This window comes from Microcoleus sp. B3-D2, assembly GCF_036705345.1.
Classification (GTDB): Bacteria; Cyanobacteriota; Cyanobacteriia; order Cyanobacteriales; family Microcoleaceae; genus Microcoleus.
Window position 1 is genome coordinate 24,737 of record NZ_JAUBUG010000001.1, and the last position, 17,547, is coordinate 42,283.

At 45.6% G+C, this 17,547-nt stretch carries 9 protein-coding genes; 6 read left to right on the forward strand and 3 right to left on the reverse strand.

Features of this window, described 5'->3' with window-relative positions; genetic code table 11:
* The first annotated feature begins 63 nt into the window (after window positions 1-63).
* A complete protein-coding gene (locus QUB14_RS00130) occupies window positions 64-462 on the forward strand; it encodes a helix-turn-helix domain-containing protein (RefSeq protein WP_006634032.1) in 399 nt (132 codons plus the stop codon).
* A 210-nt stretch (window positions 463-672) separates the two neighbouring features.
* Complete coding sequence (locus tag QUB14_RS00135; protein WP_333213849.1) at window positions 673-3,000, forward strand: S8 family serine peptidase; 2,328 nt, start codon at window positions 673-675, stop codon at window positions 2,998-3,000.
* A gap of 432 nt (window positions 3,001-3,432) precedes the next feature.
* Here QUB14_RS00135 and QUB14_RS00140 read toward each other — a convergent pair whose 3' ends face one another.
* Together QUB14_RS00140 and QUB14_RS00145 are read right to left on the reverse strand one after the other, a co-directional pair.
* A complete protein-coding gene (locus QUB14_RS00140; protein ID WP_333213847.1) occupies window positions 3,433-4,164 on the reverse strand; it encodes a WecB/TagA/CpsF family glycosyltransferase in 732 nt (243 codons plus the stop codon).
* Window positions 4,165-4,371: 207 nt separating this feature from the next.
* A complete protein-coding gene (locus tag QUB14_RS00145) occupies window positions 4,372-4,509 on the reverse strand; it encodes a hypothetical protein (protein ID WP_190737207.1) in 138 nt (45 codons plus the stop codon).
* 111 nt (window positions 4,510-4,620) lie between these two features.
* Here QUB14_RS00145 and QUB14_RS00150 point away from each other — a divergent pair, with 111 nt between their 5' ends.
* The 3 genes from QUB14_RS00150 (at window position 4,621) to QUB14_RS00160 (ending at window position 10,769) form a co-directional block, all read left to right on the forward strand.
* Complete coding sequence (locus QUB14_RS00150; RefSeq protein ID WP_333213844.1) at window positions 4,621-7,830, forward strand: glycoside hydrolase family 15 protein; 3,210 nt, start codon at window positions 4,621-4,623, stop codon at window positions 7,828-7,830.
* 525 nt (window positions 7,831-8,355) lie between these two features.
* The gene (locus tag QUB14_RS00155) at window positions 8,356-8,838 is read left to right on the forward strand and encodes an Hsp20/alpha crystallin family protein (protein WP_333213842.1); all 483 of its coding nucleotides are present in this window, start codon (window positions 8,356-8,358) and stop codon (window positions 8,836-8,838) included.
* A 602-nt stretch (window positions 8,839-9,440) separates the two neighbouring features.
* Window positions 9,441-10,769 carry a serine/threonine-protein kinase gene (locus QUB14_RS00160; RefSeq protein ID WP_333213840.1) on the forward strand — a complete coding sequence of 443 codons (1,329 nt, stop codon included), beginning with the start codon at window positions 9,441-9,443 and terminating at the stop codon, window positions 10,767-10,769.
* On the opposite strand, the gene QUB14_RS00165 is transcribed toward QUB14_RS00160, so the two are convergent.
* Complete coding sequence (locus QUB14_RS00165) at window positions 10,766-10,894, reverse strand: hypothetical protein (RefSeq protein WP_333213838.1); 129 nt, start codon at window positions 10,892-10,894, stop codon at window positions 10,766-10,768. The genes QUB14_RS00160 and QUB14_RS00165 overlap by 4 nt on opposite strands.
* A gap of 578 nt (window positions 10,895-11,472) precedes the next feature.
* On the opposite strand from QUB14_RS00165, the gene QUB14_RS00170 reads away from it, so the two are divergent.
* Window positions 11,473-17,547, forward strand: a complete 6,075-nt coding sequence (locus QUB14_RS00170; protein ID WP_333213836.1) for an AAA family ATPase — start codon at window positions 11,473-11,475, stop codon at window positions 17,545-17,547.

The following is a 17,547-nucleotide window of genomic DNA, read 5'->3' on the forward strand; positions in this document are numbered from 1 at the left end:
AGAAACAAACACCCACCTTCTACTTGAGAACCATGTCTAAGTAAGCAAGCAAAGGAATGAGAAATGAACATCACAATTGAAAAAACAGCTTACGGTCAACTGCTGGCTAAATCTCAGCCTAAGCCAATCCTGAACGAAGAAGATAATGATCTTGCCCTCGCAGAAGTTGATTTTCTGATGTCTAAGGAAGAATTAACAGTAGAAGAAGAAACTTTACTGAGTCTCTGGGGGCTGTTGATCGAAGAATACGAATCAAAATATTACCCAGATCCAGAAGTGACTCCCCGGGATGTTCTATTGCATTTCATGGAAGTTCGCGAACTCAAACAAGCCGATTTAGTGGGCGTGATTGGTTCCAAAGGAGTAGTCTCTGAGGTGGTTAATGGGAAACGGGCGATTAGCAAGGCGCAAGCTAAGGCGCTGGGAGAATTTTTTAATGTTAATCCTAGCGTGTTTATTTGAGCGTGTTTATCTGAAAAACTCGCCGATCTCGAAAAAGACTCGGCGGTTGAAACCGCTAGCAACGCGATAGCACAAACTAAGTCCGACGCGGACTGATGGAAAAACTACCGCTGTTAGTTACAGTTTCAAACCCCTCATGGTAAAAACATCCCTGACGCCTTATAAATATGTTTGATAAATAGACATCAAAGTCAAACAGGAACATTTCTGATGGTACAACCCGGCAAACCGACCTCCGACACTCTCCAAAATTATCAAGGTATCGGAGTTCCAGAAGAAAGTCTGGCAGTGATTTTGCAGCGCGGCGGCGACGAATTGCTGCTGTCAAAAGCGGACGATCGCTTTACAGTCCGCCCCTCATCAACAGCATCAGCCTCAAACGATTGGGCTGCAACAACTGGGGCAAAACTCAACCGCCGCGTCGGCCAAAGCAATCTCGATGAATATCTCGTTGCGGCCTCTAACCTAGAAGCAGCAATGCAAGCAGCCCGCGCCAGCGATGCTGTAGCTTTTGCCAGCCACGTCTATTGCCCCGCGAACAATCCGAGTACATTCTTTTATTTAACCGACCAAATTACGATTCAATTTGGCGAACAAGTAGACGAACAATCGCGAAAGGTGATCGCCAATGCAGCAGCTTTAAAAATAGTGCGGCCAGTAGAAGGAATTCCCAACACCTTCGTCTGCGAAGTCACAAAACAAGCAACAGAAAACCCGGTCAAAATTGCCAACCGCCTGACAAGATATCCAGAAGTTCTCGTAGCGGAACCCAACATTTTAGTAGAGACGCAGCAGCATTACACGCCCCGCGATCCGCTTTATCCCAAACAGTGGTATCTCAATAACAAAGGCGGCAACCAACTTGTCGGCGGTGCTCAAATTTATGCCGAACCAGCTTGGGACATGACTCGTGGAGTTCGATCGATCGTAATTGCGATCGCCGACGATTCAGTTGACATCACCCACCCAGACTTTCAAGGCCAAGGCAAAATCGTCTCACCCATCGATTTCAAAGAGGGCGACACTTCCCCGATGCCAGTCGCCGACTCAGACAACCACGGCACAAGTTGTGCCGGCGTCGCCATTGCAGAAGAAAACGGCAAAGGCATTGTCGGCGTCGCCCCCGGATGCGCCCTGATGCCCATCCGTACCAGTGGTTTTCTCGATGACAATTCTGTCGAAAAAATATTTAATTGGGCGATCGAAAAAGGTGCCGCCGTCATTTCTTGCAGTTGGGGGCCTGCTGCAGTTTACTATCCCCTTTCCCTGCGGCAGAGTGCAGTCATCACCAAAGCAGGAACCCAAGGGCGGGGCGGCAGAGGCTGCGTTATTCTGTTCGCTGCGGGGAATGCCAACCGCCCAGTCAACGGTACTGTTAACGAGAAAGGCTGGCCCAACAACGTCGTGGAGGGTCAAACTAGATGGCTAAACGGATTTGCCGTTCACCCCGACGTAATTGCCGTCAGCGCTTCCACTTCCCTCAACAAAAAAGCAGCCTACAGCAATTGGGGCAGCAGCATCTCGGTTTGCGCCCCCAGCAACAACGCGCCGCCGGGAACTTGGTTGCCCGAAACTGGATTTATCGCCACGCCGCCGCAGGTGACGCAGTATTTGCCCGGTTTGGGGGTGTTTACTGCCGATCGAGTCGGTAATCGGGGCTACGACTGGGGGGACTATACGGATACTTTTGGCGGTACTTCCAGCGCCACTCCAGTAGTCGCTGGGGTTGCAGGGTTGATACTTTCGGCTAACCCCCGTTTGACGGCGCGGGAGGTGCGGGGAATTCTCGAACAAACTGCTGAGAAAATTGTCGATCCCGATCCCGATCCCCAGTTGGGCAATCGCATGGGAAATTACGATCCTAACAACGGTCGCAGCGATTGGTTTGGTTACGGGAAAGTGAATGCTTTGAAAGCTGTGCAAGCTGCGGTGAGAAAGGGCGGGGGCAATCCGAATATCGGCGGTGCGGTGTTCAGCGATATTTCTGGACATTGGGCACAGAAGTTTATTGAAGCTTTGGCTGCGGCGAATATAATTAGCGGTTTTCCTGACGGTTCTTTTAGGCCTGATGACAGTTTAAACCGTGCTCAATATGCGGCGCTGTTGGTGAGTGCGTTTAGTCCGATTCCGAGGGTGCCGGCTACAAATTTTATTGATGTTTCTGCTACTTTTTGGGCGAGAAGTGCGATCGAACGGGCAAATCGGGGGGGTTTTTTGGCGGGGTTTCCCGGGTTGAAGTTCGGCCCGAATCAGAATTTGACTAAGAGTGAGGCGATCGTATCTTTGGTTAACGGTTTGGAACTCAAGGGCGGCAATCCTGATTCTTTGAAAGTTTACAACGATCGTTCTCAAATTCCTAATTTTGCTTTAAGTGCGATCGCCACAGCAACTGCTTTGAAGATTGTGGTTAATTATCCTTCCCGCGATTGGCTTTCGCCGCAGCGGGATATTACCCGCGCTGAGATTTCGGCTTTGATTTACCAGACTTTGGTGGCGATTAATCGGGCAAAGGCGATCGATTCTCCTTACATTGTGTAGCTAGAGTCAAAAAAAGTTCGGCTGAGATATTGCACCATTCTGGATTAACCTGTAGGGGGGGGGTTCACCAATAATATCTAACAAGTACCAACAATTTGAATAAACCCGCCCCCACCCAACTCTGCCCTAAAAAAGAAAGGATTACCTATTGACTTTCTTGGATTTATTGTGGTATATTATACATAATGGAAGTGGTGGTAAAAATAAATTTTTTACCACCACTTCCATTATTAAATAATACATAATTAACTGGTCAAAGTCAAGCATTTAACCAGAAAAAAGCGGCGTTTTTTTTATTACCATAAAATATTTTTTGTACAATGCCTAATATAAATAAATGGTAAGATTAAATGAACCGCGAAGGCGCTAAGAACGCGAAGGAGGAGAAAGAAGAAGATGCAGTTCTTCCTTCGCGCTGTTGAAATAATTAATTTAAGCTCGAAAATTCCCCAAAGCTTTCAAGGCAAACTGTGGCAAAGCTAACATCCTGCGCCAGCGCCAAGGTTCTTGATAAAGTCGGTACAGCCATTCTAAATGATTGTCGCAAAACCAAGCCGGCGCGCGGTCTTTTGTTCCCGCCCAAATATCAAAACTGCCACCAACTCCCACCCAAATTGACTGAGGACAAAGGTGTCGGTGTTCGGCAATCCAAAATTCTTGGCGCGGCACTCCCAAGCCTACAAAAATTAGTTTGGGCTGCATTTGTTTGAGGCTTTCACGGAAGTCTTTTTCTTCATCTGCGGAAAGATAACCGTGTTGAGAAGCAATCGACAATCCGTTAACCTTTTGCTGCCAAGTTTGGGCCGCAGCAGCCGCTACTCCTGGGGAACCTCCAAAGAAAAATAGTGGTTCCGAATCAGGTAATTTTCCAGCTTGTTGCAGCAGCGATTCTGCTAATTCAATCCCCGGATAGCGCTGTGCCGGTTTGCCACGCAGCCGCAAGTACAACACTACTCCCGAACCGTCGGGAATCACCAGTTCCGCTTTGCGGATTACATCTGCTAAAGTTTGATTTTGCTCGGCTTGCATCGCCATTTCAGCATTCAGCGTCACGACGTGACTTCCTAACCCTTGATGCAGGCGCTCCATCAGCCAACCTGCATAATCATCTAATATGTGAACTGGTAGTCCCAGCACTGAAAATTGCGGGCGCGATCCATCCATATTTTTTTCTTTGAGATTCCTACACACCTAGTTATTTAAATTAGCTTAGATTGGCGATCGACGCTAGACCAGTCTTGGTGGCAAAAAACCCGGTTTCTGCCACCAATAGTCTGTTAAGTCATCGTCCGGTGGCCCAGAAACCGGTTTTTTTGTAAGCGACAGGTCGCGCAAGTTCATTAGAGTTGGCCCGCCAAGTGCGATCGAGCATTAGTGTTCGATTTTTTTGACAGAGCCGTCTGCGTACCATTCCATCGGTACTAGCTCTATTTTACCATTAATTTTCACTGTAGAGTAGACAACTTTCACGAAAGGAACGCTGTTGTTATTGCGGTTTTTGGTAGACATGGCAATTACCTTTTTGTGTTTGGATAACTTGAGAAATGATCTAATATCTGATATATTTAAAAGTCTATTCACCGCAAATCTACTCGCATCAGGAAAAAGAAGGAAAACGAAATGGCGATCGCAAAAACCCAGCGGCAAACCAGGTTAGATTATTACTACCAGCAAATCAAAAACATCATCCTCAAGCGCCAAAATCCAATTACTGGTTTGCTGCCGGCGAGTACCGCCGTTAACGCCCACGGCGACTACACCGATGCCTGGGTGCGCGACAACGTGTATAGCATTCTCGCGGTTTGGGGTTTGGGTTTAGCTTACCGCAAAATTGATGGCGATCAGGGCAGAACTTTTGAACTCGAACACAGCACAGTCAAACTGATGCGCGGTTTGCTGTTTGCGATGATGCAGCAATCGAGCAAAGTAGAACATTTTAAAAATACTCAGTCGCCCCTAGATGCCCTGCACGCTAAATACAACACTCAAACTGGAAGTATTGTTGTCGGTGATGACAAGTGGGGCCATTTACAGTTAGACGCTACATCTATATTCTTATTAATTCTTGCTCAAATGACGGCTTCCGGGCTGCACGTAATTTTTACAATAGATGAAGTCAATTTCGTGCAAAATTTAGTTTACTACATCGGTAGAGCCTACCGCACGCCCGATTACGGAATTTGGGAAAGAGGCCATAAAATCAATCGTGGCAATGCAGAATTGAACGCCAGTTCAGTTGGCATGGCAAAAGCAGCGCTGGAAGCAATAAATGGGTTAGATTTGTTCGGGATTAAAGGCTCTCAAGCATCGGTTATTCACGTTTTGCCAGACGAAATTGCCAGAAGCCGCATAACTTTGGAATCGCTTTTGCCTCGCGAATCTAGTTCAAAAGAAGTAGATGCTGCTTTATTGAGCGTGATTAGTTTTCCGGCTTTTGCTGTGGAAGACCGAGAATTAATAGAACGGACTCGAAATAAGATTATTGACAAATTGCAAGGAAAATACGGCTGCAAGCGGTTTCTGCGGGACGGACACCAAACAGTGTTGGAAGATGCCGATCGCCTGCACTACGAACCCACAGAATTAAGGCAGTTCGAGCACATTGAATGCGAGTGGCCGCTATTTTTCACTTATTTGCTCTTGGACGGCATATTTCAGGGAAATCAAGCCCAAGTGCAAGAGTACCAGCAGCGTTTGGAATCTCTCGCAGTCGATCGCTCTGGTTTGCCGCTGCTACCCGAATTGTACTACGTCCCCGCCGAAAATATAGAAGCAGAAAAGCTAAATCCCCGCAGCCAGCAGCGCTTACCCAATGAAAATATTCCCCTCGTTTGGGCGCAAAGTTTGTATTTTCTCGGTCAATTGCTGAACGAAGGATTAATCGCAGTTGGCGACATCGACCCGCTGGGAAGGCACCTCTCAGTGGGCCAACAGAGAGAACCTTTAGTGCAAATTGCACTGTTAGCTGAAGACGAAGATTTGCAAGCAGAATTAGCCGCTAACGGCATTGCGGCACAAACCCCAAAACAGGTAGATCCAATTCAAGTCCGCCAGACTAAAGAATTATCAGCTATTTACACGCAAATTGGACGCAACGACCAATTAGGCTTAACCGGCCGCCCCGTGCGCCGTTTGCGGAGTTTAACAACTTCTCGGGTGTTTAAAATTCGCGAAGAGGCGATCGTATTTCTCCCCTCATTTTTGAACCGACAAGAGTTTTACTTAACTTTAGATTACCATTTTTTAGTAGCTCAAATCAAGAGCGAAATAGCTCACATTCACCGCCACTGGTATCAGTTGGGACGCCCTACGGTAACGCTGATGCTGACTCACACGATGCTGGAAACCGGCCGGGAAGCGTTGTTAGAATTAATGAAGGAATTCCGGGATGGACACTGTAACAACACGCCAGTTAAACTCGGAAATCTTAAGCAGTTAATGCTGACTGCAGGCACGGAGAGAATTGATTTGATGCACGATTTTGAATTTACCGAATCTCCGGTGACAGGTGCAGTAGAAACGCGCAGCTATCTAACTTACAATTCTGAAAAAACTTGGCCTTTAGGTCACACGCAAGAATTTAAATTAGAGTGCGAAACTAATACTCAATTCTTGCTAACTAGCCTGCGAGATTCCGAAAATATGTACGAACAAGTTGAGTTGCTGCACACCTTAGTTAGACTCAAAGGCTTAAATTTTGATACAGGATTTGGAGGTGCTGAAGAAACAGTTAAAGTTGTCGATTTGCTCAACGAAGTTTATACAAAAGCTGGAGAAAGTTCGCAATCAAAAATCCAATGGGCAGTCATCCGCCATGCCGCAGGTTTGCTGGACAAAGTTGATATTAGCTTGTCCGATGCGGTGACAGATATTTTGGTGCGGCAAAAACAAATTGCTGTGGGGAAAGCCTACAGCGAAGATTCGATAATTTCGCGACCAGGTTCTTACACGGAAGTGATGGACAAAATTCGCCAATTCTGCGGAGAAGATATTCGCGATCGAGTTCTCACCCAAGAAATTCTAATTTACCTCAGCGTCCTAATTAAAGCAGAACCGCAATTATTTAAAGGTCTGCTGACACTGAGAGTTAGCTACTTTATTCTGCTGTTAACAAGCGAATTAGCCCGCGAATTGGCAGTGACCCAAAATGAAGCTTACGAACATTTAATGCAGCTAAGTCCCTTTGAAATCAAAAATCGCCTGCGCCAAGTGTTGACAGAATACGAGGAAATGAATCAAATCCTCAAACAGCAAGAATCCCTGCGCGTCAAACAGCAGGAAAAAGATATTGAATGGGTAGTAGCGCCAGTTTCCGAAGAATCGCAAATGCTTGCGGGAGGATGGCGGCGGAAGCGGCAAATGGAAGGTGCAGTCAATCGCGTACCGAAGGATTTTTATCCGAGTGTTTGGGGACTGCTGCGGCACTGCAAAGGCTTGATAATTGGCGACAAATTAGAGCGGCGCAATCGGTTAGATAGCCATATTATATTATCGGAAATGACGCCGGGCGAAAAGAATTTTGCGCTACAAATCGAGCATTTGCTCAATAAAATTGTCGCCCCGGAATACCGACAAGTCAATATTGAGGCGCTGATGGAGTTGGCGGCGATCGCCCAGCGCAACCCTGAATTGCAAGTAGAAGAATACATCGTTTTAGATGTATTAGTCGGTCACGCAGTCCGGCTGAATTGGCAAGGAAAATACCCGGAAAGAGCCGGTAAATACGACGAAGATAAAGCGGCGGCTTGGCAAGCTTTTTACAATACTTCGCCTTACGTTTGCGCGAGTCACGTACTCGATGCTTTCCGGTTCTTGACGAAATTTGGATAGATTGAGTGGGGGTGGTTAATACAAGCTACGACCTCGATAGTTCGGCGGTTGAAACCGCAACTACACAAACTAAGTCCGCCTCTGCGGACTAAGAAATAAGGGAGATATTTAAGCTCGATCGGGATTATGCGAGATCCCTCAGAGAGCGAGCGATGGCTATTAGAAAGCAGCTTGCGCCCGCTCTGCACCTCCTTACCCTGCTACACATCACCCGCACCGCATTTTTTGTACGGTTGGCAACACCAGCGCTCCTTCCCCCGACGCTCGCGCCGTGCAGAGTTCGATCGGCTGGCTCATCATGGCGTTGCCCCAGTATTGTCGGTTTCTAGGAATAGCTTTGTACGGTTTTCTTCACTGCCAATTAATTCTGATTCTTTCACGTTCATTCTGGTAAATACGACCAACTCAGTGGGGTTTTCCTGGCTGTTGCTCCCAGTTATAAAGCGGCATCATGATAACTGTAAGCAACGAGCTTCAACCCAAACTTTCGTTATAAAGTCTTACCAATCTTTGAGGTGACAGATTATGTTGATGCGCTATTGGCAACCATTCACAGAAATTGAAACGATCCGCCAGCAACTCGATAAAGTTTTTGACCAACGGGCAACAACGAAAGATAACTCACAAGCCACTTGGGTGCCCGCTGTGGAATTTGCTGATGCTGGGGACAACTTTGTATTAAAAGCGCAACTGCCTGGAATTGACCCCAAAGACATTGACGTTCAAGTCACTCGGGAAGCAATTTCTATCTCTGGCGAACGCCGCTACGAAAACACAGACGAAAAACCCGGCTACGTCCGCTCAGAATTCCGCTATGGCAAATTCCACCGGACGCTTCCCTTGCCCGCACACATTGAAAACGACTCTGTGCAAGCTGAATACAAAGATGGCATTCTAACGCTAACGCTGCCCAAAGTGACTAAAGCTCGCAATAAAGTCGTCAAGATTAATTTGGCTCAAATTGCTGGAACTACAGCGAATCCGACCCTGGAACAGGCTAACCAATAACGATCGGCGTTTGGTGTAACGAATGGTGAACTCAGTACGCAGAAGGCTGCGCTTAATTGAGTGAGACAAATTTTACCAAATTGAGCCTGATGGGATTTACCTAACAACAACGGAATTGGAAAAACTCATACCGGGAGCTAGAATTGCTCTCGGTATTCTTTATTTGGGAAAGCCGAGCGAAAAACCTACAGATGCCGTGAGTCCGCGCTGATTCCAGTTAGTCTGCCAAAATATTTCACGCTTGTCGGCACCAATTTTATTGAGTCTGCGAACCTACACAGCATTGGCGATCGCTCCAATGGCCGCTCTCTGGTTGCAAACTTTAGATGGGGTGCTGGCGTTTTGATTCAAATAACCCAGTCTCTACCGGGGGTTTCTTAATATTTCTTTACCTCATACCATCGGAAAGCCGTTATCTCAGCTACGGTATCAGTGGATGCGTGTGGGCCTGCCTCCAAGTGCTGCTGTGCCTTAAGTGCCTAACCCAGGATGGTGTAGTATATACTGTATTATGGTCAGGCAAAACTCCCGAATATTTTTATATGAATTCTGCTCGCTTTGCGAACGAGTAATCATCTCCGTCAACCCACACTTTTAAAACTATGAGCAAACAGAAAAACAAACCTTGGGATGAAAAATGGGAAATAGTCAAACCGATTGGTGGTGGCGGACAAGGCGAGACTTTTCTTGTCCAACCTAAAGATCCTAAAATTTTGTCTCAGACTTGTGTATTAAAAAAACTCAAAAATCAGAAAGATCCTGAAAGACGCAAGAGAATGGACAGAGAGGTTGCTGCGTTGAGAACCCTCGATTGCCCCGGCATCCCGCAATTAATTGACTCGAATTCCGACCAATTTGCTGCCGACGTTCCGCTTTACATGGTTGGTGAATTTATTGAAGGGAAAACACTTTCTCAAGTCCTAGAGCTCGGTCAACCTATGGGGATTGGGGATGCTGTTAATCTTGTCCTGAAACTTCTAGATACCGTACTATACTGTCACAAGGCTGGCATCGTACACCGAGATATCAAACCGGATAACATTATCATCCGCAACAATGACCTCAGCGCTCCAGTTCTTATAGATTTTGGCATATCGTTTAATGAATCCGATACTGACAAAACTATTTTAACCCCCGCTTGGCAGCAACTGGGAAACAGATTTTTAGCACTTCCCGAACTCCAGGTAAATAGCAGTATGCAGCGCGACCCCAGGGCAGATATTACGCAATGCTGCGGGATATTATTTTTTGTGATCGTCGGTTCGCCTCCTGTCACTTTGCTCGACCACGAAGGAAGAATGCCCCATCAAAGACCGGAAAGTCAAAAAGCTCTGGCTAAAATCCCTGATGATTTGCTGGCTAAAGTGAATGGAATTTTTGACCGAGCTTTTGGAACTCAAATCGACTACCGCTGGCAATCTATACCCGAGCTACAACAAGCCTTGATAGCTTGCATTTCTGAAACTGAGAACGCTCGCAATGCCCAACAATATATTGCTCGAATTCAAAATAAAGTATCAACTTCATCTGATTATGCCCGACGCCAGTCTTTTAAAGAACTTGCTCAACAGCTTAATCGGGAACTTTATAACATGAGTCGAACTGTTGCAAGGGAACTTGGAAAAGGCTTTGGTACAGTTCATAATAGAACGTACTTGAAAAGCCGCGATTTCGAGCGAATTGACATAGACTGGACTCACCTAAAGTTCTCGGAGAGGCACGGCATCACTAATGAATTTTTACCAAATGATTTTTTTCCTAAGTTTACAGGAGCTGCAACAGGAAACGAACTCGTTTTGGTGGCAGAGGTAAATGGAGCACAAGTTGAACTATTAAGGACTCCTTTAAACTGCGAGCCTGATTTGACTCCTTTGGGCGAACGTCTCAGGCTTTTCTATCTTGAAGGAGCGAGGAACCTAATGGGAGCCTAAGCTACACAGCGCCAGCGATTGCCGCCAACTCTGATTTTGAGCCAAACTAAAACCAAACCCCACTGTCGCCATGCCCAAACTTCCCGAATGCGATCGCTCTCTCCTCGATCGCCCCCAACCCACACTTAATCTGTGCAGTTCATCCCACAGGCTCAGACACCGACACTTGCCCCGACTTTTGAGCAGACGCCAACGCTGAACCCGATGAAGTGTGGGAAGCCGAAGGGGCAAGCTACTATGGTGGCGAATTGATTCTGCAACCGAGACAGCGGTGGACACCAGAAAGAAAAACAGTTAGAACTTTTGGATACCCACCCACTGTTTACTGACCGGTGTCCCCAATGTGAAATGACTTACCCCCAGTATGAAACGCCGCCTGTTCATTGGGATTGTTCGGCTTACGGATGGATAGATGATTCGGTTTGAGGTGATGGTTGACAACGATAATTATCAGCAACGGCAAAACACTCGATCGACATCCCCCTTGAAAGTGCAGCCAACTAATCCCCCAACAAACACCCAAAACGCGCCTTGAGGCAGCACAGTTAACAACACAATCTCATGAGACCATGATTGCCAGAAGCGAAACATGAGCTCACTTTTGTTGAGTAAATTACTATGTTACGATCAGCTCCAATAATAATTAACTTTTAAAACCGGCCTTAACCTCACACTCAATTCCCTTGCGATCGGTAGAATAACAATGACCATCAACTTAGCTGGCTATCAATTCGTTGAAACCCTCCACAGCGGGATAAGAACTTCAGTCGATCGCGCTCGGAAGGATTCAGACTTTTCCAGCGTGATCGTCAAAAGGCTAAAGGCTGAGTATCCCACTCTTTCGGACATCACCCGCTTGCGACACGAATATCAAATCCTGCACAGCTTGAACGTAGAATCGATTATCAAAGCCATTAGTTTAGAAAGCTATAAAAACGGTTTAGCACTGATATTAGAAGATTCCGGCTCCGAGTCTCTCAATGATTGGATGAAGGGTAAAAAAGTCTCAATCATTCAATTTCTTTCTTTGGCTCTCCAGCTTGTCTCTGCCTTAGCAGAACTCCACAAACATAACATTATTCATAAAGATGTAAAGCCACAAAATATTATCATCAACCCCGCCACTGAAAAAGTTAAAATTATTGATTTCAGCATCGCTTCGCGCCTGGAGCGAGAAAATTCGACGCTCAGCCATCCAGATTTGCTCGAAGGCACACTCGCCTATATGTCGCCAGAACAAACTGGCCGGATGAATCGGTCAATTGACTACCGCACTGATTTTTATTCACTAGGCGTTACCTTCTATGAAATGCTCACAGGCGAGTTGCCCTTTAATTCCACAGACCCGCTGGAATTGGTACACAGCCATATTGCCAAAACTCCCATTCCCCCTCACCAGCTAAATCCTGAAATCCCACCCCAAATTTCAGCGATTGCGATGAAGTTATTAGCTAAAAATGCTGAAGACCGCTACCAAAGCACAGAGGGACTAAAATTTGACTTAGAAACTTGTTTTATCCAACTACAGGCTAGCGGAGATATTTCCAACTTTGTTGTTGGAAGTGCGGATAAAGCAGGGCAATTAAATATACCGCAAAAGCTCTACGGTCGCTACAAAGAAATTGAAGAAATTCTAGAAACTTTCGATCGCGTTGCCAGTGGCACCACCGAATTAATGCTGGTCTCCGGTTATTCCGGGATAGGCAAAACAGTTTTGGTCAATGAAGTTCACAAACCCATTGTGCGGCAACGAGGCTATTTTATTGCGGGGAAATTTGACCAGTTCAAGCGCAATATTCCTTATGCTTCCCTGATTCAAGCATTCCAATCCTTAACTCAGCAACTTCTAACCGAAGGCGAAGTAGAAATCCGAACTTGGAAAGAAAAACTGTTATCCGCTTTAGGCGATAACGGACAAGTCATCATTGATGTTATCCCTGAAGTCGAATTAATTATTGGCAAACAGCCACCCGTAGCAGAACTAGGGGCAACTGAAGCTCAAAACCGTTTCAGCCGCGTCTTTAAACAATTCATTGGCGTATTTACGACTATTGACCATCCCTTAGTTATCTTCCTCGATGACTTGCAGTGGGCGGATTCAGCATCGTTGAAGTTAATTGAATTGCTAATAACTGATTCTGATAGCAAGTATTTATTGCTGATTGGGGCATATCGAGATAACGAAGTTTCTCCAACTCATCCGACGATTCAAACAATTGACAAGATTCGCCAAAGTGGTGCGACGGTGAATAATATTGTCCTTCAACCATTACACCTAGTTCATGTCGAAGAATTAATTGCGGATACTTTAAATGAATCGGGCGGTTCGGAAGCCCTGTCTGTAAAAACGCGAAATTTCGCGTCTCTACTTTTTAATAAAACGCAGGGCAATCCTTTCTTCATAAGTCAACTCCTCAAAACTCTCTATCAAGAAGATTTTTTGACTTATAACTTCACCCCCCTAATCCCCCCTTACCAAGGGGGGACACAGGGGGGTTGGCAATGGAATATCGAGCAAATTCAAGCGATCGGCATCACCGATTACAATGTTGTCGAACTGATTGCTAGAAACATACGCAAATTGCCAGAAGATACCCAAAAAGTATTAAAATTTGCTGCTTGTATTGGCAACACTTTTAACTTAGAAGTTTTGGCGATTGTCAATCAGGAATCTTCCTTAGTCACGGCAGCGCAATTGTGGGCAGCACTTCAAGCTGGGTTGATTTTACCTTTGAGCAACGAATACAAAATTCCCCTCGTATTTAGTCAGGAAGAATCGGGCGGTTTTACCTTAACTGATGTGAAGGTTGACTACAAGTTTTTACATGACCGAGTGCAGCAAGCTGCCTATTCTTTGATTCCAGATGAGCAGAAAAAAGAGACCCACTTAAAAATCGGTCAACTGCTGCTGCAAAGTACAACGCCCGAAGACCGAAAAGAAAATATTTTCGCTTTAGTTAACCAACTCAATTATGGTACTGACTTACTTACCACTGAATCCCAAAAATATGAACTAGCCCAATTGAATCTGATTGCAGGTCAGAAAGCGAAAGCTGCTACAGCCCACGATTCCGCCGTCAAATATTTGCAAGTGGGTTTATCTCTGCTAGCGGTAGATAGTTGGGACAATCGGTATGAACTGACATTAAGGCTGCATGAGGAAGCAGCAGAGTCAGCATATTTGAGTGGTGATTTTGACGGAATGCAGAGATTCGTTGAGATAGTACAAAACTGCGCCAACACGCTATTGGACAAAGTAAAAGTGTACGAAGTCCAGATTCAAGCTTATATGGCGCAGAACAAGCTGGTCGAAGCATTGAATACGGGGCTGCAAGTCTTAAAGCAGTTGGAGGTAGAGTTTCCCGACTCGCCAAACCCATCTGATATTGGCCAGGCGCTGGGGGAAACTGCGGCAATTTTGAGCGGAACCCGAATTGAGGACTTAATCGATCTCCCTGAAATGACCGATCCTTATCAATTAGCAGCGATCAGGATTTTGTCAAGTATATTTTCTGCTTGCTATTCTGGGATGCCCGCACTGGTGCCTTTAACAGTGTGCAAACAGGTCGATTTATCCGTTCAATATGGCAATGCTTCTGTGTCTCCCTTTGCATATGCGGTATATAGTCTTCTTCTTTGCGGGGCGGTAGGAGATATTGAGCGGGGCTATGAGTTGGGCCAATTAGCTTTACGTCTAGTGTCAAAGTTAAATGCCAAAGAAATCGAAGTCAAGACTTGCCACTTAGTGTATGCTGCCGTTCAACATTGGAAAGAACACGTCCGGAATACGTTAGAGCCTTTCCTGTCGGCTTTCTCTACTGGGCTGGAAACTGGAGATTTAGAATATGCTGGCTATGCCGTCATGGTGTGGAGTCATTACTCGTTTTTTGTTGGGAAGCAACTAATGCAACTCGAACAAGAGATAGCAACTTACACAGATGCAATTCATAAAATCAGCCAAGAAACAGCGCTTAACAATACAAAAATCTGTTGGCAAGCAGTCTTAAACATGATGGGAAAAAGCGCAAATTTCTGCCTGTTAAAGGGGGAAGTATACGACGAAGAGAAAATGCTGCCGCTATATCAGCAAACCAACAACCAACTGGCAATTCATTACTTATACTTGCACAAAGTTGCGCTTTGTTATGTGTTTGAAAATTACGCGGAAGCTTTAAAGAACATCCCTCAAGTAGAAAGTTCTTTCGGATCGTCTACAGGGCAGCTAACTGTTGTTATCTTCTATTTCTACGATTCTCTAGTACGGCTAGCTGTGTATCCTGAAACTTCGCAGTCCGACCAACAGGACATTCTTAACCGAGTACAAGCTAATCAAGAGAAATTGCAAAAATGGGCGCAGTATGCCCCAATGAATCATCTGCATAAATTCTATTTAGTAGAGGCCGAAAAATATCGTGTTTTAGGCGAAAAAGTAGAAGCGATCGAGATGTACGACAAAGCGATCGCTCTTGCTAAAGAAAACGAGTATATCAACGAAGAAGCACTAGCTCAGGAACTCGCTGCTAAATTCTATTGTTCATGGGGTAAAGAAAAGATTGCCCGCACCTACATGACCGATGCTTATTATGCCTATATGCGCTGGGGATCTGTAGCTAAAGTTAAACATCTAGAAGAAAAATACCCGAAATTAATAGCGCGATCGCCTGCGGTCACCGAAACCCCTTTAGATCCTAAGATGACAATTGCTCCTTTGACCATTACAGGCGGTCAACCAGAGTTGCTAGACTTGGCAACTGTAATGAAAGCATCTATTGCCATTTCTAGCGAAATTGTTCTACCTAACTTGCTCACCAAGTTAATGAAAATTTTGATAGAAAACGCCGGCGCTGAAACTGGATCGCTTATTCTCTCAAAAGAGGGTCAACTTGTTATAGAAGCGGCGGGGACTAAAGATCGAGTCCGAGTGCTAGAATCTTTACCAGTATCAACTTATGGGCAAGTGCCTATCTCGGTACTTAATTACGTCACCAGAACTCAGAAAGATGTCGTTTTAAATGATTCCAGCCGCGAGGAAATCTTTAACGCCGACCCCTACATTGCCCAACACAAACCAAAATCAATTTTGTGTGCGCCTATCCTATCTCAAGGTAAGTTAAGTGCCATCCTGTACCTAGAAAACAACGTGATTGCTGGCGCTTTCACGCCGAAGCGGGTAGAAGTGTTGCGGATGCTATCGGGACAAGCTGCGATCGCCTTAGAAAATGCCAACCTCTATCACACTTTAGAAGTCAAAGTAGAAGAGCGAACCGAGGAATTAAAAGGCAAAAATACGAGCCTAGAAGTGGAAATTCAAGAGCGACAGCGAGCCGAGCAAGCGGCCGAAGCCGCAAACCGCGCCAAGAGCCAATTTCTCGCCAACATGAGCCACGAACTTCGCACACCGCTCAACGGCATTTTAGGTTATACCCAAATCCTCAAACGAGACACAGGTTTAACCAGTCAGCAAAATTCTGGTATTAACATCATTCATCAGTGTGGCGAACACCTCCTAACTCTGATCAATGACGTTCTAGACCTGTCCAAAATCGAAGCCGGAAAAATGGAACTCTACCTCACCGAGTTTCACCTGTCAGACTTTCTCCAAGGCATTACTGAAATCTGCCAGATTCGCGCCCAACAGAAGGGAATCTCTTTGATTTACGAACCGCTAACTCCACTTCCCACTTGCGTCCAAGCCGATGAAAAAAGGTTGCGGCAAATTCTCATCAACTTACTCGGTAATGCCATAAAATTCACCGAAAAAGGAGGCGTTAGTTTTAAAGTAGACAGGCTGGAGACTCAGCAATCTTTGTCATCACCAATCGCCAATCCCCAATCCCTAACAGCGAAATTTATTTTCCAAGTAGAAGATACAGGCATTGGCATCGCGCCGGAGGAACTCTCAAAAATATTTTTGCCCTTCGAGCAAGCCAGCGGTTCAGTTAGCCAGATAGAGGGGACAGGATTAGGGCTGCCAATTAGTCGCCAATTAGTGGAGATGATGGGCGGCGAACTGAAAGTAAAAAGCTCTTTAGGTAAAGGCAGTATTTTCTCGTTTGAGTTAGAGTTGCCTATTACCGAAAACTGGGAAGGGTATCAAAAAGAAACTGAAAAAATTATCAGGGGTTTCTCAGGCGATCGGCGGAAAATTTTAGTAGTTGACGATCGCTGGGAAAATCGCTCTGTCCTAGTTAATCTTTTAGATCCTATTGGGTTTGAATTAATGGAGGCAACGGACGGTCAAGACTGCGTGAATAAAGCGCTGTTATTTCAGCCGGACTGTATTATAATTGACTTAGTAATGCCAGTCATGGACGGCTTTGAAGCGGTGAGGCGGATCCGAAAAATCCCTGCATTGAAAGATGTAATCGCGATCGGAACTTCTGCTAGCATTTTATCGGGCGATCCCCACAGCATTTTCCAGGCTGGCTGCAACGCTTTTCTCCTCAAACCAATTCGGGCAGAAAAGTTATTAGAATGCTTGGGAAACCATTTAGGTTTAGAATGGGTTTATGAGGAGCGAACAACTTTCAGTTCAGAAGGTATATTTACCGATGCCTCTTCCCAAATCCAAGACCAACAAATGATTGCTCCCCCTTCGGAAGAAGTTGCAGTCCTGTTCGATTTAGCGATGAAAGGTGAACTCCTCAGTATTGAGAAGCGAGCCAGCAAGCTGAAGGCAATAGATATGCGTTATGCACCTTTTGTCAATCAGTTGCTTGAATTAACTAAAAACTTTGAAGAAGACAAATTAGTAGAATTTGTTCAACAGTTTAGATGA

Coding starts and splice junctions, on each gene's coding strand:
- QUB14_RS00155 (WP_333213842.1), top strand. CDS start 8,356: ATGTTGATGCGCTATTGGCAACCATTCACAGAAATTGAAACGATCCGC.
- QUB14_RS00130 (WP_006634032.1), top strand. CDS start 64: ATGAACATCACAATTGAAAAAACAGCTTACGGTCAACTGCTGGCTAAA.
- QUB14_RS00135 (WP_333213849.1), top strand. CDS start 673: ATGGTACAACCCGGCAAACCGACCTCCGACACTCTCCAAAATTATCAA.
- QUB14_RS00170 (WP_333213836.1), top strand. CDS start 11,473: ATGACCATCAACTTAGCTGGCTATCAATTCGTTGAAACCCTCCACAGC.
- QUB14_RS00150 (WP_333213844.1), top strand. CDS start 4,621: ATGGCGATCGCAAAAACCCAGCGGCAAACCAGGTTAGATTATTACTAC.
- QUB14_RS00140 (WP_333213847.1), bottom strand. CDS start 4,164: ATGGATGGATCGCGCCCGCAATTTTCAGTGCTGGGACTACCAGTTCAC.
- QUB14_RS00160 (WP_333213840.1), top strand. CDS start 9,441: ATGAGCAAACAGAAAAACAAACCTTGGGATGAAAAATGGGAAATAGTC.
- QUB14_RS00145 (WP_190737207.1), bottom strand. CDS start 4,509: ATGTCTACCAAAAACCGCAATAACAACAGCGTTCCTTTCGTGAAAGTT.